This is a genomic window from Collimonas antrihumi (genome assembly GCF_018304965.1).
GTDB classification, from domain to species: Bacteria; Pseudomonadota; Gammaproteobacteria; order Burkholderiales; family Burkholderiaceae_D; genus Collimonas; species Collimonas antrihumi.
In genome coordinates, this window is the sequence record NZ_JAGQED010000013.1 from 17,243 (window position 1) to 36,938 (window position 19,696).

At 58.1% G+C, this 19,696-nt stretch carries 21 protein-coding genes; 9 read left to right on the top strand and 12 right to left on the bottom strand.

Going from position 1 to position 19,696, the window contains the following annotated elements:
* Positions 1 to 25 precede the first annotated feature (25 nt).
* From tagH to KHU29_RS12660, 4 genes are all read left to right on the top strand, one after another.
* Entirely contained in the window at positions 26 to 1,294 is a 1,269-nt protein-coding gene (tagH, locus tag KHU29_RS12645; RefSeq protein WP_211453160.1) for a type VI secretion system-associated FHA domain protein TagH, read from the top strand.
* Complete coding sequence (locus KHU29_RS12650; protein ID WP_211453161.1) at positions 1,287 to 2,114, top strand: PP2C family protein-serine/threonine phosphatase; 828 nt, start codon at positions 1,287 to 1,289, stop codon at positions 2,112 to 2,114. The genes tagH and KHU29_RS12650 overlap by 8 nt, the downstream gene beginning before the upstream one ends.
* 108 nt (positions 2,115 to 2,222) lie before the next feature.
* Entirely contained in the window at positions 2,223 to 3,773 is a 1,551-nt protein-coding gene (locus KHU29_RS12655) for a serine/threonine protein kinase (RefSeq protein ID WP_246541935.1), read from the top strand.
* A 24-nt stretch (positions 3,774 to 3,797) separates the two neighbouring features.
* Entirely contained in the window at positions 3,798 to 4,265 is a 468-nt protein-coding gene (locus KHU29_RS12660; RefSeq protein WP_211453163.1) for a TssQ family T6SS-associated lipoprotein, read from the top strand.
* Positions 4,266 to 4,286: 21 nt separating this feature from the next.
* Here the strand turns inward: KHU29_RS12660 and KHU29_RS12665 are convergent, their stop codons facing one another.
* Entirely contained in the window at positions 4,287 to 5,204 is a 918-nt protein-coding gene (locus KHU29_RS12665) for a LysR family transcriptional regulator (RefSeq protein ID WP_211453164.1), read from the bottom strand.
* 156 nt (positions 5,205 to 5,360) lie between these two features.
* Here KHU29_RS12665 and KHU29_RS12670 point away from each other — a divergent pair, with 156 nt between their 5' ends.
* Together KHU29_RS12670 and KHU29_RS12675 are read left to right on the top strand one after the other, a co-directional pair.
* Positions 5,361 to 6,683 (top strand): SGNH/GDSL hydrolase family protein, encoded by a 1,323-nt coding sequence (locus KHU29_RS12670; protein WP_246541938.1) that lies wholly within the window; start codon positions 5,361 to 5,363, stop codon positions 6,681 to 6,683.
* Between the two features lie 127 nt (positions 6,684 to 6,810).
* On the top strand, positions 6,811 to 8,886 hold the full coding sequence (locus KHU29_RS12675) for an NADPH-dependent 2,4-dienoyl-CoA reductase (protein WP_211453165.1): 2,076 nt from the start codon (positions 6,811 to 6,813) through the stop codon (positions 8,884 to 8,886).
* A 45-nt stretch (positions 8,887 to 8,931) separates the two neighbouring features.
* On the opposite strand, the gene KHU29_RS12680 is transcribed toward KHU29_RS12675, so the two are convergent.
* From KHU29_RS12680 to KHU29_RS12715, 8 genes are all read right to left on the bottom strand, one after another.
* Entirely contained in the window at positions 8,932 to 10,167 is a 1,236-nt protein-coding gene (locus KHU29_RS12680; protein ID WP_211453166.1) for a hypothetical protein, read from the bottom strand.
* Positions 10,168 to 10,204: 37 nt separating this feature from the next.
* Positions 10,205 to 10,915, bottom strand: a complete 711-nt coding sequence (locus KHU29_RS12685; protein WP_211453167.1) for a hypothetical protein — start codon at positions 10,913 to 10,915, stop codon at positions 10,205 to 10,207.
* 121 nt (positions 10,916 to 11,036) lie between these two features.
* Positions 11,037 to 11,579: a hypothetical protein gene (locus KHU29_RS12690; RefSeq protein ID WP_092433476.1), complete on the bottom strand. Its 543-nt coding sequence runs from the start codon at positions 11,577 to 11,579 to the stop codon at positions 11,037 to 11,039.
* The gene (locus KHU29_RS12695; protein ID WP_211453168.1) at positions 11,576 to 11,854 is read right to left on the bottom strand and encodes a DnaJ domain-containing protein; all 279 of its coding nucleotides are present in this window, start codon (positions 11,852 to 11,854) and stop codon (positions 11,576 to 11,578) included. The genes KHU29_RS12690 and KHU29_RS12695 overlap by 4 nt, the downstream gene beginning before the upstream one ends.
* Positions 11,855 to 12,115: 261 nt before the next feature.
* Entirely contained in the window at positions 12,116 to 12,775 is a 660-nt protein-coding gene (gene rhuM, locus KHU29_RS12700) for a RhuM family protein (RefSeq protein ID WP_211453169.1), read from the bottom strand.
* Positions 12,768 to 13,052, bottom strand: coding sequence for an N-6 DNA methylase (locus KHU29_RS12705; RefSeq protein ID WP_246541944.1), 285 nt, complete (start codon positions 13,050 to 13,052; stop codon positions 12,768 to 12,770). Before KHU29_RS12705 ends, rhuM begins: the two co-directional genes overlap by 8 nt.
* 113 nt (positions 13,053 to 13,165) lie before the next feature.
* The gene (locus KHU29_RS12710) at positions 13,166 to 13,786 is read right to left on the bottom strand and encodes a tRNA-uridine aminocarboxypropyltransferase (RefSeq protein WP_211453239.1); all 621 of its coding nucleotides are present in this window, start codon (positions 13,784 to 13,786) and stop codon (positions 13,166 to 13,168) included.
* Between the two features lie 152 nt (positions 13,787 to 13,938).
* Positions 13,939 to 14,922 (bottom strand): LysR substrate-binding domain-containing protein, encoded by a 984-nt coding sequence (locus KHU29_RS12715; RefSeq protein ID WP_246541946.1) that lies wholly within the window; start codon positions 14,920 to 14,922, stop codon positions 13,939 to 13,941.
* Between the two features lie 123 nt (positions 14,923 to 15,045).
* On the opposite strand from KHU29_RS12715, the gene KHU29_RS12720 reads away from it, so the two are divergent.
* The gene (locus tag KHU29_RS12720) at positions 15,046 to 15,300 is read left to right on the top strand and encodes a hypothetical protein (RefSeq protein WP_211453170.1); all 255 of its coding nucleotides are present in this window, start codon (positions 15,046 to 15,048) and stop codon (positions 15,298 to 15,300) included.
* Between the two features lie 229 nt (positions 15,301 to 15,529).
* On the opposite strand, the gene KHU29_RS12725 is transcribed toward KHU29_RS12720, so the two are convergent.
* Together KHU29_RS12725 and KHU29_RS12730 are read right to left on the bottom strand one after the other, a co-directional pair.
* Positions 15,530 to 16,510 carry a 1-aminocyclopropane-1-carboxylate deaminase/D-cysteine desulfhydrase gene (locus KHU29_RS12725; RefSeq protein WP_343216053.1) on the bottom strand — a complete coding sequence of 327 codons (981 nt, stop codon included), beginning with the start codon at positions 16,508 to 16,510 and terminating at the stop codon, positions 15,530 to 15,532.
* Entirely contained in the window at positions 16,422 to 17,429 is a 1,008-nt protein-coding gene (locus KHU29_RS12730) for an LLM class flavin-dependent oxidoreductase (protein ID WP_211453172.1), read from the bottom strand. The genes KHU29_RS12725 and KHU29_RS12730 overlap by 89 nt, the downstream gene beginning before the upstream one ends.
* A gap of 248 nt (positions 17,430 to 17,677) precedes the next feature.
* Between KHU29_RS12730 and KHU29_RS12735 the strand changes: the two genes are divergently transcribed.
* Together KHU29_RS12735 and KHU29_RS12740 are read left to right on the top strand one after the other, a co-directional pair.
* Positions 17,678 to 18,157, top strand: coding sequence for an HAD domain-containing protein (locus KHU29_RS12735; protein WP_211453173.1), 480 nt, complete (start codon positions 17,678 to 17,680; stop codon positions 18,155 to 18,157).
* Positions 18,158 to 18,196: 39 nt separating this feature from the next.
* On the top strand, positions 18,197 to 19,084 hold the full coding sequence (locus KHU29_RS12740; RefSeq protein WP_211453174.1) for a cysteine hydrolase family protein: 888 nt from the start codon (positions 18,197 to 18,199) through the stop codon (positions 19,082 to 19,084).
* Positions 19,085 to 19,090: 6 nt separating this feature from the next.
* On the opposite strand, the gene KHU29_RS12745 is transcribed toward KHU29_RS12740, so the two are convergent.
* Complete coding sequence (locus KHU29_RS12745; protein WP_211453175.1) at positions 19,091 to 19,675, bottom strand: ester cyclase; 585 nt, start codon at positions 19,673 to 19,675, stop codon at positions 19,091 to 19,093.
* Positions 19,676 to 19,696 lie beyond the last annotated feature (21 nt).

Sequence of the window (19,696 nt, forward strand, 5' to 3'; positions counted from 1 at the left end):
CGCAAACTTTTGCGTAGCTCATCCAATGATAAAAATTAGTGTTGTTTCTTACAACAACGTGCCGCCCGAAGCGCCTTTGTCAGCCGTATTCGGCCGTGAGCCAAAAACTCTCGGTCGCAGCGAAGAGAATTATTTCGTCCTGGCCGACCCCAGGAATTTTGTGTCGCGGACCCAGGCAGCGATCAAAAGCGACGGCGTCCGCCAAACCATCACCAACCTTAGCCGCGCCAATCCGATCTTGTTGAATGGACATGAGATCGACGCCGAGCGTGAGTACGATTTACAGATTGGCGATGAAATCCAGATCGGCCTGTATTTATTGCGCGCCGAAGCGCAGCTCAACTTAATGAAAGATACCCCTGACATGATCAATCAGCCAGGCCAGCCATCGACCAATCCAGCGCCCTGGGCAAGCGGCAGTAAACTTGGCAGCAAACCTTTATTGAGCGTATCCGAGACCCGCCTGGCGGCGCTGGCGCAGTTGAACCTGGAATTGGCGGCGACCGCCAACGCTTCCCTGTCGACGTCGTCGCAATCATCGGCTGCGCCACTGCGCCCCGTGAATACTGTGCAACGGCCAGCCGTCAATCCAGCGCCTGCTGCGAATCTTGCTGCGAATCTTGCTGCAACTCCTGCTGCAACCAGCGCGAGCGACGCCGACAGTCCGGCCGCCGAGCCATCCGCATCCAGCGACGCATTGGTTCAGGCCTTCATGAAAGGCGCAGGCTTACCGCCCGAAACGTTAGCGCACGAATTGACGCCAGAGTTGATGGAAACCGTCGGCAAGCTATTGGCGACTGCCGTGCAGGGTACGATCGACCTGAACGCCACGCGCGCGCTGGTGAAACGCGAAGCGCACGCGGATGTGACCAAGGTAGTCGTGCGCAACAATAATCCCCTGAAATTCTTTGCCGACAGCCAGACCGTGCTGATCCAGATGCTGCGCAAGAAGATGCCCGGCTTCATGGGCGCCACTGAAGCCATGCAGGACGCTTACCAGGATTTGCAAGCGCACCAGGCGGGCGTGGTTTCCGGCATGCGCGCAACCATGAACGAGACGCTGCAGCGCTTCAATCCCGAAGTGATGGAGAAACGTTTGAAAAAAGGCGGCATGCTGGATGCGTTGCTGCCGGCGAGCCGTAAAGCAAAGTTATGGGATGCCTATAACGAGCGCTTCCAACGGATTGTTGCCGAAGCTACGCAGGACGATTTCCAGACTTTGTTTGGCAAAGCGTTTTTGCAAGCCTACGAAAGAAAAGTCGAGAAATTGAGGAAAGAGACCCAGCATGCCTGAACCGTCCTTACTCAGCGACACGGCGGTTCCGGTTGTCCTGAGTTTGGCGCAACTAAGTCATGCAGGCGGGCGGCAGGTTAATCAGGATTCCTGGGGCAGCGTGCTGCACGATGACCTGGCCTGCGTCATTGTCGCTGACGGTGTCGGCGGCGAGTATGGTGGCGAGATCGCCTCGAATGTCGTGGTCCATTCGATCATGGAAATGTTCGTGGAAGAAGCTTCTTTCAGTCCGCGCGCATTGCAATCTTATATCGAGCACGCGGTGGCGCAACTGCAGCGGCGTCAAGCTCAGATTCCACGTTTGAAAGACATGAGTTCGACGGTGGCGATGTTGTTGATCGATCAAAAAAACCGTTGCGCGCTATGGGCCCATATGGGCGATACTCGCCTCTATCTGTTCCGTCAGGGGAAGCTGCTAAGCGCAACCAGGGATCACAGCCTGATCCAGCAATTGGTCGACGCCGGCCATTGTTCAGCCGATCAATTGCGCCGGCATCCACGGCGCAGCATCCTGTCGGCCGCAGTCGGCGTGGAGGGCAGCGCGCCCGCCACGGTGACCCAGAACGTGACCGAATTGCAGGGCGATGACGCTTTCCTGATCTGCACCGACGGTTTCTGGGAATGGATCAGCGAAGCAGAAATGGAGCAGGCGGCAATCCAGGCCGATTCTGCGCAAGACTGGCTCGACAGCATGCACGCGCTGGTAGAAAAGAACGGCCGCGCGTCCAACGCTCCGTCTAACGTTCCACTTGATAACTGTACTGCGTTTACAATCCGTGTAGCCGATCCTCGACCAGCAGCGCCTTCGACCAGCAACTAGTGTTGATCGCTGTCCAGAATAATATTACTAAAGTCGACCCAACTGCCTATGCCAAACGTCAAGCCGATTGATCAGCAAGAAATATCAGCAACAGCTGTCGAGAACTGCTTGCCTAAGGGCACCCGCCTGGCCGATTTTGAAATCATCGGCGTCATTGGCGAAGGCGGTTTCGGCATCGTCTACTTCGCCTTCGACAGATCGCTGCGCCGCATGGTGGCCATCAAGGAATACATGCCGGGCGCCTTTGCCGGGCGCGGGCCGGACAAGAAGGTCGTGGTGCGCTCGCAGCGGCACCGCGAGACTTTCACCATCGGCCTCAAGAGTTTCATCAAGGAAGCGCGCCTGCTGGCGCAATTCGATCACCCGGCGCTGATCAAGGTGTACCGGTTCTGGGAGCAAAATAATACTGCCTATATGGCGATGCGTTATTACGAAGGCCGGACCCTCAAAAGCGTGGTCCAGAACTCGCCCGCACAGGTTACCGAAGCCTGGCTGAAAAGCATGCTGAAACCGATGCTGGAAGCGCTCGACGCCATGTACCGGGTACAGATACTGCATCGCGATATCTCGCCCGACAACATCATGATCCAGAAGAGCGGCGAAGCGGTCTTGCTGGATTTCGGTGCGGCGCGCCAGATTATCGGCGACATGACCCATTCGCTGACGGTCATCCTGAAGCCGGGTTACGCGCCCATCGAACAGTATGCCGACGACGCCATGATGAAGCAGGGGCCGTGGACCGATATCTATTCGCTGTCGGCGGTCATCTATTTTGCGATCGTCAAGACTGCGCCGCCGACTTCGGTCGCGCGCATGATCAAGGACCCGATCGAACCTTTGCAGGATGGCCAAGAAGGTAAGTACGGCGGATTCAGCAAAGAATTCCTGGCCGCCATCGACAAGGGCCTGGCCGTGAAGCCGGAAGACCGGCCGCAATCGATAGAAGAGTTTCGCAAGTTGCTGGATCTGGAACTGTCGGTGCCGATGCCGATGCCCGACAACGATACCAGCAGCCCGGTCGCATTCCGCCCGCCTGATCGCAAACCGGGCGAAGCGCCGGTAGTTACCAGCGGCAAGCGTAAGCGCAACAAGGCTCCGGCCCCGCAGGCCAGCCTGCTGGATAAACCGCTGCGAGCGCCGGGCTGGTGGCTGGTCGCTGCGGTAACCGGGCTTGGGCTGGGCGCCTTCTGGTGGCTTAAGCCGGCGCAGATGCCGACGCAGTTGCCGGCAACCGCCCCGGCCGTTGCTTCGGCACGCGTACCTGTGACGCCGGCTAAAGTCGCGCCAGCCGTGTTGGCGACGCCGAAGCTTGCAACGCCCCCCGCAGAACAGCCTCGGGCCAGATTGGCGGAGCTGGAAAGCAAGGGCAAGGTTACTGAGAAGAGCACAACGGTTGTAACCAAAGCAGCTGACGCCAAGGCCGCGGAGGTAAAAGCAGTCGAGCCGACCGGCGTCGTCATGCTGACCATCAAGCCTTGGGGCAAGGTGCTGGTTGACGGCAGCATGAAGGGTGTCAGTCCGCCACTGAAAAAACTGGTTCTGCCGGAAGGCAAACATCAGATAAAAGTGATCAATCCGAGTTTTCCGGATCGCGTTTTCGACATCGACATCTCGCCGAAAAAATCACGCAATATCGATTACGATTTTTCGTCCCAATAAATGGTGCTTAGCCAGGAATTCATCATGACTCACTCTTTCTACCGTATCAGCAGCGCCGCCATGCTGGCTGCAACCTTTTTACTCGGCGGCTGCGACAGCCTCAACCTTACAAAACCGGAAGCGGCCATCCCGACGCCAAGTGCGCCTGCACCGGTGGCGGCTACGGTTGCTCCTGAACCGGTGGCGCCGCCGGCCGCGTTGAACGATGGCATTGCCTTGTACAACAAGGGAAATTACAGCGCCGCCATCAAGCGCCTCGCCAACGCGCCGGAAATCTGGTCGGCAGACATCGCGTTCCAGACTGAAGCCCTGAAAACCATGGCTTTCAGTTATTGCGTGACGTCCAGGAAGAAGCTGTGCAAACAGCAATTTGAAAAAGCGCTGAAGCTCGATCCCAATTTCGACCTGGCGCCCGGCGAACAGGGCCATCCTTTGTGGGGGCCGGTGTTCAAGCAAGCCAAGCGCGCGGTTGCAACCAGCGCCAAGAAATAAGATCCTGGATCTGATTTGCAGTTAACGGCCGAATATCGGTACTGAAAACCCCGGCAACTTTGGAATCCGCTCCGCCATGAATTGCATGAAAACCGTAGCGCGCAGGGATTGATAGCGACGCGACGGGTACAGCAACGAGGCGTCCTGCCCCGACGCGCTCCATTCAGGAAGAACGCGCTGCAACCGGCCCAATTCGAGCAGGTCGTGGACCAGCCAGGATGGGCATATGCCAAGACCGGCGCCCATCAAGAAGCTCTCGCGTATTGCTAACGAACTGTTGACCTGATACCGGCTGCGGGTGGCGACCTCGATCGTGCCGCCAGGGCCGCTTATTTGACTCACCTCGCCATTGGCCGGCCGCGCGAAACCAATATAGCGATGACTTGCCAGATCCTCGGGACGCCTGATCTCCGGGTGGCGCGCCAGATAAGCCGGCGCCGCCACCAGATAACGCTCGGCGCTGGCGATCTTGCGCGCGATCATGTTGGGCGGCAGCTCGCCCGCTAGCCGTAATGCCACGTCGACGCCGTCCTCCACCAGATCGACAAAGCGGTCATTCAATGTCAGCTCTACCTCGATCTCCGGATATAACGCCAGGAATTCCAGCACCAGCCCGTTGAGCCGCAATTGGCCGAGGCCGAGCGGCGCGTTGACGCGCAGCAGACCGGTGGGCTTTTCGGTTAAACCGCGAGCGTCGCTGACTGCTTCGTTGAATTCTTCCAGCACCCGCTTGGCGCGCGCGTAAAACCGCTTGCCCTGTTCGGTGGTGGTCAGGCCGGTGGTGCTGCGCTCCAGCAAACGCACCCCCATGTCCTTCTCCAGCGCAGCGATGGTTTTGCTGACGGTCGGCTGCGTGCTGTGCTCTTCGCGCGCTACCGCCGACAGGCTGCCGAGCTCAACTGCCCGCACGAAGCTGCGGATTGCCCTGATTTGATCCATATCATTCGATTTTGGAATAAGTGATAGTCAATTATGGCCTCTACCATGCGCATTGGGAAGAATATATCTTGTTTGCATCGATGCCTTGTTCGTAGTTGTTTGTACTTGCCTGCAATTGCTTGTACTGCATACTTAATCAACCAAAGGAGTGACTTCATGCGCTTTCCAATGAGCTATCCGAAATTCGCCGCAGCACTAACTCTGCTGTCGTTCCTGACTATACCGGCCACGACCACGCAAGCCGCCGAAACCGGCCGTGCCGCACCGCACTGGAGCGCCAGCTGGACTGCCAGCCCGCAACCGGCCTGGGAGGACGGTTTCGCCTTGCCGACCAATATCCCGGCTACCTTGTCGAACCAAACCGTGCGCCAGATCGTCCGGCTCAGCATCGGCGGCAAGCGTGCCCGGGTGGTGTTGTCCAACGAATACGGCACGACGCCGCTGACGATAGGCGCGGCACATATTGCGCGAGCCGCATTGTCCGGCAATGGCTCGGAAATCGTCGCCGGCTCGGATCGTGTCCTTACCTTCGGCGGCCACAGCGAAGTAACGATCGCACCGGGCGCGCCGGTTGTCAGCGATCCGATTGACCTGGCACTGGCGCCGCTCGCCCAGGTCGCGGTCAGCATCTTCCTGCCGCAGACGACGCCGCTCGCCACCTTCCACTGGGACGGCAAGCAGACCGCTTATATCGCACCTGGCAATCTGACGGCGGCTCCTTTGATCAAAACCGACCAGACCGTGGAAGCGCGCGTGTTCCTCAGCACGATTCTGGTTGAAGCGCCGGCCGCATCGCGAGTGGTGGCGGCGTTTGGCGATTCGATCACCGACGGCGCCGGCTCCACATCGAACAGCAACCGGCGCTGGCCCGACCTGCTGGCGCAGCGGCTGCTCAAGGCCGACTCCAGGCAACAGATCGGCGTGATCAACGCCGGTATTTCCGGCGCCAGGGTATTGAGCGACAAAATGGGCGTCAACGCCTTGGCCCGCTTCGATCGGGATGTGCTGAATCAACCCGATGTGGACACGGTAATTCTGCTGATGGGCATCAATGACATCGGCTGGCCGAGCAGCAGCTTCACGCCAGACGATCCGGCGTTGCCCGCTGATCGATTGATCGCCGCATATCGGCAATTGATAGCGCGTGCGCACTTGCGTCATGTGCGCATCGTCGGCGCTACTTTGACCCCATTCGAGGGCGCATTGGAAAACACCGACCTGAAAAGCTATTATTCCGAAGCCAAGGACCAGACCCGGCAAACGGTGAATCAATGGATACGCAGCAGCGGCGAATTCGATGCAGTAATCGATTTCGACGCCGCGGTGAGAGATCCCCGGCATCCGCGGCGCTTCCTGCCGGCCTATGATTCCGGCGATCATCTGCATCCCGGCGACCGCGGTTACCGTGCCATGGCGGATGCGATCGACCTGGCCGCATTATTGGGCTCGCGCCGACCGGCAAGGGTCGGTACGAAATAGGTTAGTGGCTCTAATCGCCGCCAAAACAAGGCTGTTTCGGCGATCTGGCGGCGCTTTTCAGGTAAATTCCGGCCAGTATCTGATTTTTGCGCTGACATTTCATCACTACGGCCTCCTGGAAAAAACCATGTCCCATCCCGTTTACCCACATCTGCTCGCTCCACTTGACCTTGGTTTTACCACCTTGAAAAATCGCGTGGTGATGGGCTCCATGCACACCGGCCTGGAAGATCGCTTCTTTCACTATGCCAAGCTGGCGGAGTATTTCCGGGCGCGCGCCAAGGGCGGCGTCGGGCTGATCGTGACGGGTGGCATTTCGCCGAGCAGGCAAGGTTGGCTGCTGCCGTTCGGCGGCACCATGAACAGCATCGGCGATATTCACAACCATAAACGCCTGACCAGCGCCGTGCACGAGGAAGACGGCAAGATCGTGATGCAGATCCTGCATGCCGGACGCTACGGCTACCAGCCGTTCGTGGTGTCAGCCTCGGCCATCAAATCGCCGATTTCTCCGTTCAAGCCGCGCGCATTGAGCGAGCGCGGCATCCAGTCCACCATCGCAGCCTACGTGCGCAGCGCCACGCTAGCACAGCGCGCCAACTATGACGGCGTCGAAATCATGGGCAGCGAAGGTTATCTGCTGAACCAGTTCCTGTCGCCACGCACCAATCGCCGGCAGGACCGTTGGGGCGGCAGCATTGAAAACCGGATGCGGCTGGCGGTGGAAATCGTGCAGCGCATGCGCGCCGCGGTGGGCGAGCGTTTTATCATCATGTACCGCCTGTCGTTGCTGGATCTGGTAGAAGGCGGCAATACCGGCGCCGAGGTCATCGCCGTGGCCCAGGCGCTGGAACAGGCGGGGGTGACCTTGATCAATACCGGCGTCGGCTGGCATGAAGCACGCATACCGACCATCGTTACCTCAGTGCCGCGCGGCGCGTTTCGTGAAGCGACGGCCAGACTCAAGCGCGCCGTCAAGATCCCGGTGATTGCCTCAAATCGCATCAATACGCCGGAAGTGGCCGAACAGATCCTGGCCGAGGGCGACGCCGACATGGTGTCGATGGCGCGGCCGTTCCTGGCCGATCCCGAATTCGTGCTGAAAGCGCAGCAGAATCGCGCCGATGAAATCAATACCTGCATCGCCTGCAACCAGGCTTGTCTCGATCATACTTTCAAGAACCAGCGTGCCAGTTGCCTGGTCAACCCGCAAGCTTGCCATGAAACCGAACTGGTCTATCGCCGTACCGTGAAGGCGCGGCGGGTAGCGGTGATCGGCGCCGGCCCGGCCGGCCTGTCGGCGGCAACTGTGGCTGCCGAACGCGGCCACCAGGTGACGCTGTTCGAGGCTGCCGCGCAGATCGGCGGCCAGTTCAATATCGCCATGCAGATTCCCGGCAAGGAAGAATTCCGCGAGACCATCCGCTACTTCCAGCATCGGCTCAAGCGTACCGGTGTCGAACTGCAACTGAATCAGCGTGTCAACCGGGCGCAGCTGGAAGCGCTGGGTTTCGATGACGTGATCGTAGCGACTGGCGTGACGCCGCGCAATTTGCGCATTCCCGGCATCGAGCATCCCATGGTGCTGTCCTATCTGGATGTGTTGCAACGCAAGGCGCCGGTCGGCAAACGGGTAGCGGTGATCGGCGCCGGCGGCATCGGCTTCGATCTGTGTGAATTCCTGCTGCACGATGCACACGTGCCGTTGCCAGTGCCGATTGCACACTGGATGGATGAATGGGGTGTCGATCCGCTGGCCGCACAGGCCGGCGGTTTGAAGCCGGCGGTGGCGACAGCGCCAGTGCGGGAAATCCACCTGCTGCAGCGCAAGCCAAGCAAGGTTGGCGCGGGGCTTGGCAAAACCTCAGGCTGGGTCCATCGGAGCGTGATGCAGCGTAGCGGTGTGCAGATGTTGGCTGGTGTCGATTATCAACGGATCGATGATCAAGGTTTACATATCAGCGTGGGTGGCGCCAGCCGCGTGCTGGAGGTGGATAACGTGGTGATCTGTGCCGGACAAGAGTCCTTGCACGAATTGATTCCGGCCGCCGCCATTGCGCCGGGTAAGCCGGGCGAGCCGGTCAAAACCAGAACGCAGCAAGCCGGTTTGCGTTATCACCTGATCGGCGGGGCTTCGTTTGCCAGTGAACTGGATGCCAAGCGGGCGATACGCGAAGGTGCGGAACTGGCGTCAAGTTTGTAAGATTGTGGAGGTAAAACAGCCGACTTGTAGTCGGCTGAAGGCAAACTACTCTTGTACCTTGCCAGCCGCTTTTACCTTGATATTGCAATTCTCTTTCAAGAACTTCAAGGCGCGCGTGTATTTGAGATCGTCATCGTCGGTCAGATATTCCTGCGCTTCCGGCAGGAATTCGTCTTCCCACAAAGACAGCAGATTGTCCTTGATCTCGAACGGCGCTGCGCTGTTGATGAAAGCGGCAACCGCCGCGCTATCGAAGCCATGCTGGCGGATCTGCCGGATCATGGCCCGCGCCTCGGTTTCCGATACGCTTGTCTTGGGTTTTGCAGCGGCCGCGATACACATGAAAATTGTCAGGCGCGAGTAGGGATCTTCCTTGCCCTTGGTAACCTTGTGCCACTCCTTCGAGACCAGGGCGTCAAATCCGTCCACGTCTTCCAGGCTGCTTTCCTGCACGAAGTAACGCAGCTCGACCAGGTTGAGCAAGCTGTCGAGCGTCACCGCAGGATCTGTCAGCGCATCACGTTTCTCGATTTCACGCCGGATTTTTTCTGCAACGTCGCGATATTCCAACGGCACGTCGTCCAGCAGTTTTTTGGAAATCTTCAGTTTTCCGGCAGCCGTGCTGTTAGCCGCATTGCTGCGTATCGTCGCCAGCAATTTGGCAAAACCAAGCCGGTTAGGGAACTCTCCGCCGCCAGCGAGGCGCACCAGCAGCGCCGTACGGATGACCGTTTCGGCGCCTGTGAAATCGAGCGCCGAGTGCTCCAGGCCCATGTCGTCGGCAAACCAAAGCGCCGCCGCAACCACGGCCGCGCATTCCTCGCGCGCCTTGCGCTCTTTCCGATAGGCGTTCAGAGAAAACGGCTTGTTCAGCGTACGCTCGTCCTGGAACTCTTTCAACGCCTGGCCCTTGGTATCGCCGAACACGGTAGAGTCAGGCAGCGCATGCAGTGCCTTGAGCATTTCGTTGCCGCCGCGCGAATGCGACAGAAATGTATTGTCGCGCAGAGACTCTGCCGATTTTTGCAAATCGCCGTTGTACGTCTGTTCCAGATACAGGCTGATCAGGTTGACAATGCGTTGCCGCGCATTTTCAAGATCGGTATGGAGATGGCTGGTGCCGAAGAATGCCGCGACCTGCACCGTACCCTTTGCCGCATCTTCTATCATCGCGCGGCATTTTTCCTGATCCAGGATATGGCGTTTGAGGCCGAAATCAAGCGTCTTTTCAAAGAAAGAGCGCTTGTCGACTAGTTCGATATTCCGGTGTTTGTCGGACATGAGATACGTGAATTTCTGGAACGGTTATCTTGAGCAATTAAAGCGCGGATTCTTCGCCAGGACCGGCAGCGGGCGCCGGTTGCGCGGCAGTTGCAGGGCGCGTTGCCGGGCGGTCCAGCTGATCGAGCTTTTTCTGCTCCAGCAATTCCAACTCCGCTTCGCGCCGCAAGCGTTCTTTCAGCCTCTTTTTCAGCACCGGCCAGATCTGTTCGAACATATCGGCGTGCTCGTGCTTGAGCAGCCAGGTCAGTTCTTTCCAGTCGCGATCGCTGACTTCTGATTTGTCGACTGCATCGCCTTCTTCGGTGCGATTGACGTTGAACGTATCGTAGGTAACGAAATGCACCACCTCTTCGTCGCGGTCCGACAGGTAATCGATCAACGCTTCGCAGCCACCGTCGACATCGCCGATCGCTTCGAGGAATTCGCCGGTGTGGCTGTCGTCGCGGAACAGCACCGCATTCACCATGCCGCGCAGGCGCACATGGCTATGGTCGCCATACAGTCGTTCCATGACCACCGCGCGCGCGAATTGCTCCGGCGTCACCAGCAAGTTGACCACCGACTCTTTCGACGTGTCGTATTCGCGGATGACAGCCAGCAGATCTTTCGGCGGCAGCGTGTCGAGCGCGGCCACCAGGGCGTAATCGCCCTCGGTCTCAGCCAGGCTGACCAAAGCGAATTCGGCGCCGGCGATATCACCGTTGCGGATCAGGTTTGCTGCTTTTACTACTAGCGCGTTTGTCATGGAATCACTGTGCAAAAAATTCTGAAATTATTTCTACGTTCTTGTCGTCCTCGCGAACGCGGGGACCCATTTTCAGGTCTACATGGATTCCCGCCTTCGCGGGAATGACGATAAAGATTGCTTAGCCCAGGCGTTCGAAGCCTTGCTCGGAGAGCCAGTCGGCGCCTTCTACCTCGAGATCGCGGCCGTCGTCATCGTCGTCGTTCTCGACCCCTTCCACCGCATCGTCGGACTCGCCATGGGCCGACTGGTTATAAACGCCTTGATAACTGCCGTTACTCTTCTCGTACAGGTATTCGAGGCAAACCGTGGTGATCAGGAAACGCTCGCCGCCCGGTTCCTGCAACGCGATGTCGGCCAGCTTTTGCGCCCACGATTCAAACTGCACGGCATCGGCGACATCGGTCCATGACGGGAAGTCATCCGGCTCATCACCCAGCAACATGGTGAGCGTTTGCGGATTGGTAAAGTCGATACCGCCGTGGAAAGCCACCGCCACCATTTCCGGGTCGGTTTCGATCATCGGCATCATCAATGCAAACTGCGAGCGCTTGCTTTTCAGGCGCGACGTCAGGATGTCGTTACCCTCTGAATCGCTTTGCAAGTCTTCCAGTTCAGCCTGGTAAGCCTTGGTCATGTCTTCAAAAAAAGCGGAAAGCATCATTGCAAAACCTTGTTCATATAAGTAGTCCAGATCTGTCGGGCAGTTTCAAGCGGGTTTTCCAGCAAACTGCGCCGTCGGTTTTCGTCGTATTCCTGGCGTTTCACCGCATCCGACAAAAGATCATAGGCTTCCTGGATGTCGCGGAATCGCGCGGGCGCATCAGGCGCTGTATTTCTGTCAGGGTGAAACTCTGAGGCTTTCTTGCGATAGGCGTTTTTCAGCGCGCTAGCCGTTGCATCACTATCTATGCCGAGAACGGCGTAATAATCCTTCATGCGTCCTCACACGTTGGCGTTGGCGAATAATCGCTATTTGTCAGCGATCGCCGTCTTGTTACAGATGGAATGAATACTTGCAGGGTAAGCGTTTATTGCCGAGCATCGCTGAATGTTGCTGAGCAGATACAAACGCTTAAGAAGGGTCCGAAGAGGATACACGAGTGCCAACAGGAAGTCGATGGCGTGAATGCCACAAGTTGCCGAAAAACAAATTTATCAAACCAGAATTCGGCCAGATAAATGGCGCAATCTACCTCATCAACGATTCAGCAACATCTCCGCCAATCTGTCCAATTCCATCTTTCGTTGCTCCCAATCTGGTAAAACTCTTTGCAGTAGACGGTAATACTGGGGACTGTGATTATGTTCTTTGAGGTGACACAACTCATGGAAAATCACGTAATCGATGCAAAGTCGCGGCGCTTTCACCAATTGCGGGTTCAATACGCGAATGTCGCGGATGCGCTGCAGCAGTTCATCGAAATAATCCCAACCATCCGGTTCCTTAAGCCTGGCATCATCAATGACAAAGCCCTTGACCAGATATTCCTTGAGATGGGTGGTGGCCCACTGCCGGAACTGGGTGCCACGCGGCGAGCGCACGCGATAGCCGACTGCAAGGATCAGATCGAGATTATAAGATTTGACAGTGCGTTTGACCTGGCGCTGGCCTTCTGGCTGAACTTGTAAGTAATACTTACAAGTTGCCTCTTCAGCAAGCTGTCCTTCCAGGTAGATCGCCTTGACATGCTGCGTAATGTTTTGCGTCGTGGTCTGGAACAGGGTGGCAAGTTCTGCTTGCGTCAGCCATACAGTACCGCCTTCGGCGTGCAGATAAAACTGCGCCTGTCCGTCTTCCGTTGCATACAGCACTAGTTCGCCGCGATTTGACTGAGCATCCTCCATTGGCTCACTCATAACCCAGCTCCTTTAGATAGCCCGCCATTTTTACCTCTAACTGCGCTAGTTCGGCCTTGAGCTGTTCGCGCTCGGCGCGCACGGCCTGCATGTCGATTTCGGCTTCTTCCTCGAAGGTGTCGACATAACGTGGGATGTTGAGGTTGTAATCGTTCTCCGCAATCTCGGCGACGCTGGCAAGGTAGGCATATTTGTCCACGCTTTTACGCTGGCGGGCTGTTGTCAGAATCCGTTGCAGATCTTGCTCACGTAAGACATTCTGGTTCTTGCTATCCAAAAAATCGCGGCTGACTTCGGGCGCAGTCGGTTGTCACTGGCGTTTAGTTGGCGATTTTTGGTGTTTATATTTTTCGCAATTTTGGATAAATCTCAGCTGACATCGACTTCATATCAACGATACGCTGCCTGCTGCGCGACAAAACCACTGAACGCTGTCAGCAGAGGCTGGTACTTTCCCTCGTTTTGCTCAAGTTGCATCAATGCATAACAAGTTGCTTCCAGCGTGGATAGTTGCCCCGGGCTATGGGCTTTGCGGATCATGTAGCGCGATGTCGGCGTGTTGCTCAGCGACAACCGCGGCAATTGCTGCAGCAAGGGATTGAGATAAAGCATTTTCCGGCTCTTGCGCCAGGTGCCGTCCAGCACAATCAAACGCACTTGCGCAGGATCGCGCAAAAGCGCCGGGTCCAGCTGCGGTGGCGTTGCCAGGTTCAGGCCTTTGTCTTCAGGACTGTCCGGGTACAGCAGAATGGTGTATTTAGCTCCCGGCGTTTGGAGCAACGCCTGCATGGCCGGCTCCGCAAAGACCTCGCCGACGATCACTTCACTGCGCTGCAAACTCAGCTCGAGCAAACGAACGCTGCCTTTTGCATTGCCGACTTCCAAAGGGTGCTGCATGATCAGCACTTCGACGGCGTTCTCTGTCGGCGTAATCCAATGGCAAATGCAGGTGCGCTGCGGACGCAGGCACTTGGGACAGGAAAGGCGTTTTATGTGGTCGGGCGGCAGCATGGATATGGGGAAATCGGCGTCAGCTGCAATTCTAACCACCGTTTGCAACGATGTGACCGGCACACCCCGGATTCAGCACAATAAGTTGCTTGAAACCAGCTCCAGCAAAAAATCCGGCCGCAAACAGCGCACACTTGCCGCTTTTAGCGCCTCTACGGTGCTTTCTTGCGTGCAGATGCCTTTTTCGGCGCAGGCACGTCCACCGACGCGACGATGGCGGCTGGCGGCGCATGCGGTTCCTGCAATGCGCGCACTTCGTCATGCAGCCAGTTGCGCAAAGCTTGCAGCGGCGCCCAGTCGCGCAGAGCAGGCGGATATACCAGAAAGTAAGAAGCGAAATCGGCGTCCGGCGCCAGCCGTTGTTCTGAGAGTTGCACCAGCAAACCATCGCGCAAGGCCTCGGCCACCATGAACTCGCGCCCCATTGCTATCCCCAGGCCTTGCTCGGCGGCTTGCAGCATCAGGCCGGCGTCGTTGAAGCTAGCTACCGGATTGGTCCTTACCGTCAGGCCGGCTTCACTGAACCAGCGATCCCATAAGTCGGCGTCGCCCAGCAGCGCTTCGTGCATCAGGGCAGCAGCACCACTGCCCTGCAAGCGGCGCGCGGTGGCCGGCGATGCCACTACCACCAACGGGCTGTCAAACAGACGTTCGTCGCTCAACCCGGGCCAGCCGCCGCGCCCTTGCCGCAGCGCCGCGTGAAAACCGTCGCGCTGCAAATCGATCAATTGCTGCGACGAGTGCAGCTCTATAGCAATGTCGGGATGGCGCTCGCGCCAGCGCTGCATGCGCGGCAGCAGCCAGCGCTGCAAAAAAGACGGCATCACCGTCAGCCGCAGCCGTTGCGCAGTACCGATTGCCGTCGCGGCGGCGGCCAGCACGCCAACGTCCAACTGCGCCAGCGCCGACTCGACACTGCAGAGCAGCGCCTGGCCTGCCTCATTCAACACAATGCGCCGGCCGCGCCGCTCAAACAAGGCAAAACCGAGCTGCTGTTCCAGCACGCCGATCTGCTGGCTGACGGCGCTATGGGTCAAATGCATTTCTACCGCAGTGGCGCGCAAATTCTGCAGGCGTGCAGCGGTACGAAAGACGGGGAGGGTATGAAGTGGAAGTCGGCTCATGCTGGTAAGCATAACTTACCAATATGGTTAGAACAAGTCGTTTCCCTAAGTGCGCTTGGTTGGATATTCTGACCAGTATTGAAAGTGCTTCAAACATTCCCGAAACATTCCCGATAACCAACTTGTGAGGTTGCCATGAACTGCGTATCGACACCGGACCAAATCGTTACAACATTGCCACGTTCGCAAAGCTTGCTGGGCGGCGTTTTACAAGCAGCCAGGAACGCTGCCGGCTGGTGGCAGCAACGCCTGACCGCTACACCAGCAGCGGAGGCGCAGCCAAAATATGTGCTGAATGCGCATGAACTGAGCGACCATCTGCTGCGCGACATCGGTTATCTCGATGCCATGCCGCCACGCGGACCTGCTCGCCAGGATGCGATTTATTGAATGCAGATAGGTAATCATGGGTAATAAATTTAATTTCGTCATTGGCGACCCCGTCTAGGCGACCCCGTCTAGGCGACCCCGTCATTCCCGCGAACGCGGGAATCCATCTTGCACACTTAAAATGGATCCCCGCGTTCGCGGGGACGACATGGCCACTGTCTAATCAAAGCAATTAAGCAGCATTAATTACTTAGCAGAGTCAGCACGGATGACATGGCCAGGCTGGTTTTCAATCGACAAATCCGCGCGCTCCTTGCATCCCTCCGGTATGCACAGCGAGCACGCGCTCATCTGCGCGGAAAGCATGTGCCTGCTGCATGTTTCTGAGGGCATGGAATAGCTTGCCGGTGTAGACCGGTTCTATCTGAACCTCGAATTCTTGTGAAAACTCACGGCAGAACTGGCGCAACTCTGGCGGGGCTTTGCCATAACCACCATGATGTGCATCCGTGATCAGTTCGTAATTTTGGTAGGCTGGATAACCCGCCTCTTGCAGCAAGCGGGCAATCTCCTGATGCAAATAGCCGGCGTTCTTGAGAACCACGATGCCGATCACGCGCCCCCGCCCCTGCAAACCCGCCAGGATGCCGGCCAAGGTGGCGCCGGTGCCGCAGGCGACCATGATCACTTCCGGAATGAAGGGCAGCTCGCCGACCAGTTCGGCGACGCCGCGCAAAGCTGCCGGCGCGCTGCCGCCTTCGGGCAGCCAGAGATGGCTGTCGTCGGCAACGGCTATATGCCGGCGCCAGGCTTGCGGGTCGTCACGCAACTGGCGATAGTCGTCGCGCGATACAAACTGGATTTGCATGCCCAGACGGCGGCAATCGTCCAGCGTGGCGCTTTCCACTCCCGCCGCACCGCGCACCAATCCTATGGTCGGCCAGCCGCCCAAAGCACCGGCATGGGCCAGCGCGTGCAAATGATTGGACCACGGGCCGCCCATGGTCACCAACGTCGGCCTCCGCTGTTGCAAGGCAAGCAGCGGATATTTGAGTTTGCGGAATTTATTCCCCGATACCTCCGCGTGCAATAAATCGTCACGCTTTACCCAGACATCGCGCCCCAGGACAGACGTGCTTTCCAAGAGCTGGCAGGGCGAAGGCAAATAGGAAAACAGCACGCTAAATCGACATCTGCAGCGGTTCCACGCTACGCGCAACGTCAGCGATGATTTCATAGGAGTGCAAGCGAGCCTTGTGCTCGAACACATCCGAAACAATCATCAATTCATCGGCGCCGGTGCGCAACAGGAATCTTTCCAGTCCCTCGCGCACGGTTTCCGGCGAGCCGATGATCGAACACGCCAGCATGTGCGAAGCCTGCGCCTTTTCCAGCGGCGACCAATAGGTTTCGATATCGTCGATAGGCGGCTTGCTCAGGCCGCGCACGCCACGGTGCATGTCGGTGAACGACATTTGCTGGGTAGTCGCCAGGCGGCGCGCCTCGGCATCGGTATCGGCGGCGACGATGTTGACGCCCACCATCGCATGCGGCCTGGCCTGCTGCGCGGACGGTCTGAATTGGGCGCGATACAGCTGCAGCGCCATCTCCAGCGAATCCGGGGCGAAATGTGAAGCGAAGGCGTACGGCAGGCCAAGCTCGGCGGCCAGGCGCGAGCCGAAAGTACTCGATCCCAGGATCCACAGCGGCACGTTGGTGCCGTGGCCCGGCACGGCGACAATGCGCTGGTCCGGCGCGGCAGGCGCCAGGAAAGCTTGCAGTTCCAGCACGTCTTGCGGAAACGACTCGGCGCTGGCCGGATCGCGCCGCAGCGCCCGTGTGGTGATCTGGTCGGTGCCGGGTGCGCGCCCCAGGCCGAGATCGATACGGCCGGGAAACAGCGAGGCCAGCGTGCCGAACTGCTCGGCAATCACCAGCGGCGAATGGTTCGGCAACATGACGCCGCCGGCGCCCACCCGTATGGTGCTGGTGCCGGCCGCCACATGGCCTATCGCCACCGACGTAGCGGCGCTGGCGATGCCGCGCATGTTGTGATGTTCTGCCATCCAGAAACGGCGATAGTTCCAGCCCTCGGCGTGCAACGCCAGATCGCGCGCATGGTCGAGCGCGGTGCGCGCATCGCTACCTTGGCGGATACGGACCAGGTCCAGAATTGAAATTGGGATCACAGCGACTTCCTTGTTCAGCTTGCGGTTTTCGAGTATATCTGCAGTGGTTTAAGCCTGCTGGCGGTGCGCCGTTTTGCCGGTCGGCAGGCCTGGCGATTCCCTTGGAGTAAACTTGGTGGTCTAATGGCACCACTCCTGCAAATACCTGATTTGCAAGCTTTTGCTCCAATTCGAGACGGATATCTCGATTCAACCTTGATAATTAACGCTTAATACGCCCCTTAATTCGACACTTAGTTCGACACTTTATGAAAATTCTCTATCTGGACTACAACGGCGTGTTGCACGACGACAAAGTCATCCGCAACCGCAAGCGCGGCCTCTACATTGCGACGCCGGACCGGTCATTCTTTGAATGGATGCCGATTCTGGAGGAACTGCTGGCCCCCTATCCAGACGTCAAAATCGTCCTCTCCACCAGCTGGGTCAGGGCGCTGGGTTTCGACGCCACCCGGCAGGAACTCACCGAGAGCCTACGCGAACGCGTAATCGGCTCCACCTTCCATCACCCCAAACTGACGCCGGCGGAATTCGACACCATGCCGCGCGGCATGCAGATCTTGCGCGATGTCGAACGCCGCAAGCCGACCAGCTGGCTGGCGCTTGACGACGACGCCTTCGGCTGGCCAGCAGCCTCCCGCGCCCATTTGCTGGAAACCAAAGGCAATCTGGGTTTGAGCGATCCGGCAACACAGGACGCACTGAAAACCATGCTGGCAGCGCTTTAAGCAAAAAACCACCATCGGGCAGGCAGCAAGGAGAAACGGATGCGCCGCAATCTACACCTGTTGATCATCGATCCGCAAAACGATTTTTGTGATCTGCCTGCCGACTACCTGCCGGCCGATCCGGCCGATGCCGGCAAGTCAAAACCCGCGCTACCAGTAGCTGGCGCCCACGGCGACATGCTGCGCGTGGCGGACCTGATCAATCGTGGCGGCGCAGGCATCAGCGACATCAGCATCACACTCGATTCGCATCACCGGCTCGATATCGCCCACCCCGGATTCTGGATAAGCGCGACGGGTGGCGAGGTCACGCCGTTTACGCAGATTTCGGCAGCAGATGTACGCACCGGCAGTTATCTGCCACGCATGCCGGCAGCACTGCCGCGGGTGCTGCACTACCTGGATCAACTGGAAGCGGCGGGGCGTTATCAGTTGATGGTGTGGCCGGTCCATTGCGAGATCGGCTCATGGGGCCACAATGTCCACGCCGATGTACGGCGCGCCTACAACCGCTGGGAAGAAGACACCCTGCGCAGCGTCAACAAGATCAGCAAAGGCAGCAATCCGTGGACCGAGCACTATTCCGCGGTACAGGCCGAAGTCCCCGATCCCGATGATGTGCTGACGCAGTCGAACCAGTCCTTTCTAAGCAGCCTGGCAACGGCCGACCTTATCTACATCACCGGCGAAGCCGGCAGCCATTGCGTGAAAGCTACCACCGAACACATCGCCGACTATTTCGGCCCGCAGCATATTTTGGGCCCACAGCATATGGCAAAGCTGGTGCTGGTGACGGATTGCATGAGTCCGGTGAGCGGGTTCGAACGGCAGTATCGGGAATTTTTGGTGGATATGGTGGCGCGCGGGGCGCAGATTGCGAATGCAGCGGATGTATTGACGGAACTGTTGGATAACGCGGATCGCTAAAATATTTTAGAACGCCGAAAAATGCCTGGCCAGTTCCTGCGTCCGGAAATGCTCCACCACATAGTCGACAAATACCCAGGTCTTGGCTGGCAACAGTTTTTGGGCCGCGAAGTAAAGCGACAATGTGCCGCCATCGACATACCAATCCGGTAAAACACGTATCAAGGTTTTGTTTTGCAGGAACGGCAGGGCGTTCGGCATGCTGACCCAGGCAATCCCGAGACCCATTTGTGCGCATTCGCATGCGGCTTCAGGATCGCTCATGGTCATGCGCATGCGCAGCGTCACCGGGACATGGCTTGCCGCCCTCCCTGCAAACGGTCCGCCATGGGTTCCCCGAAACGTCCACCTGACCGCGACGCGGTCACCCTCGGCGATCAAATCTTCAACTTCGAATTGCACATCAGGAAAGCCGTTGCGCACCGCGGCGATGCCTTTGCCAAATTCAGCTGCGCCCTGCGCGCCGGGACTGCCGACAAATTCGTCGGAGATCAGCTCTGTCAATAACGCCAGGTTGCCCCGGTTGATGCAATCTTCATACAGTCTTCGGACGAGTAACTTGTTGTTTTCAATGACATGGGTAGTCGACATCGGTTCGCTCCGGTTACGTTG

Coding starts and splice junctions, on each gene's coding strand:
- KHU29_RS12715 (WP_246541946.1), bottom strand. CDS start 14,922: ATGCTTACCAGCATGAGCCGACTTCCACTTCATACCCTCCCCGTCTTT.
- KHU29_RS12735 (WP_211453173.1), top strand. CDS start 17,678: ATGAAAATTCTCTATCTGGACTACAACGGCGTGTTGCACGACGACAAA.
- KHU29_RS12680 (WP_211453166.1), bottom strand. CDS start 10,167: ATGTCCGACAAACACCGGAATATCGAACTAGTCGACAAGCGCTCTTTC.
- KHU29_RS12720 (WP_211453170.1), top strand. CDS start 15,046: ATGAACTGCGTATCGACACCGGACCAAATCGTTACAACATTGCCACGT.
- KHU29_RS12665 (WP_211453164.1), bottom strand. CDS start 5,204: ATGGATCAAATCAGGGCAATCCGCAGCTTCGTGCGGGCAGTTGAGCTC.
- tagH (WP_211453160.1), top strand. CDS start 26: ATGATAAAAATTAGTGTTGTTTCTTACAACAACGTGCCGCCCGAAGCG.
- KHU29_RS12710 (WP_211453239.1), bottom strand. CDS start 13,786: ATGCTGCCGCCCGACCACATAAAACGCCTTTCCTGTCCCAAGTGCCTG.
- KHU29_RS12675 (WP_211453165.1), top strand. CDS start 6,811: ATGTCCCATCCCGTTTACCCACATCTGCTCGCTCCACTTGACCTTGGT.
- KHU29_RS12670 (WP_246541938.1), top strand. CDS start 5,361: ATGCGCTTTCCAATGAGCTATCCGAAATTCGCCGCAGCACTAACTCTG.
- KHU29_RS12740 (WP_211453174.1), top strand. CDS start 18,197: ATGCGCCGCAATCTACACCTGTTGATCATCGATCCGCAAAACGATTTT.
- KHU29_RS12695 (WP_211453168.1), bottom strand. CDS start 11,854: ATGAAGGATTATTACGCCGTTCTCGGCATAGATAGTGATGCAACGGCT.
- KHU29_RS12745 (WP_211453175.1), bottom strand. CDS start 19,675: ATGTCGACTACCCATGTCATTGAAAACAACAAGTTACTCGTCCGAAGA.
- KHU29_RS12650 (WP_211453161.1), top strand. CDS start 1,287: ATGCCTGAACCGTCCTTACTCAGCGACACGGCGGTTCCGGTTGTCCTG.
- KHU29_RS12725 (WP_343216053.1), bottom strand. CDS start 16,510: ATGTGTTCGAGCACAAGGCTCGCTTGCACTCCTATGAAATCATCGCTG.
- KHU29_RS12690 (WP_092433476.1), bottom strand. CDS start 11,579: ATGATGCTTTCCGCTTTTTTTGAAGACATGACCAAGGCTTACCAGGCT.
- KHU29_RS12685 (WP_211453167.1), bottom strand. CDS start 10,915: ATGACAAACGCGCTAGTAGTAAAAGCAGCAAACCTGATCCGCAACGGT.
- rhuM (WP_211453169.1), bottom strand. CDS start 12,775: ATGAGTGAGCCAATGGAGGATGCTCAGTCAAATCGCGGCGAACTAGTG.
- KHU29_RS12660 (WP_211453163.1), top strand. CDS start 3,798: ATGACTCACTCTTTCTACCGTATCAGCAGCGCCGCCATGCTGGCTGCA.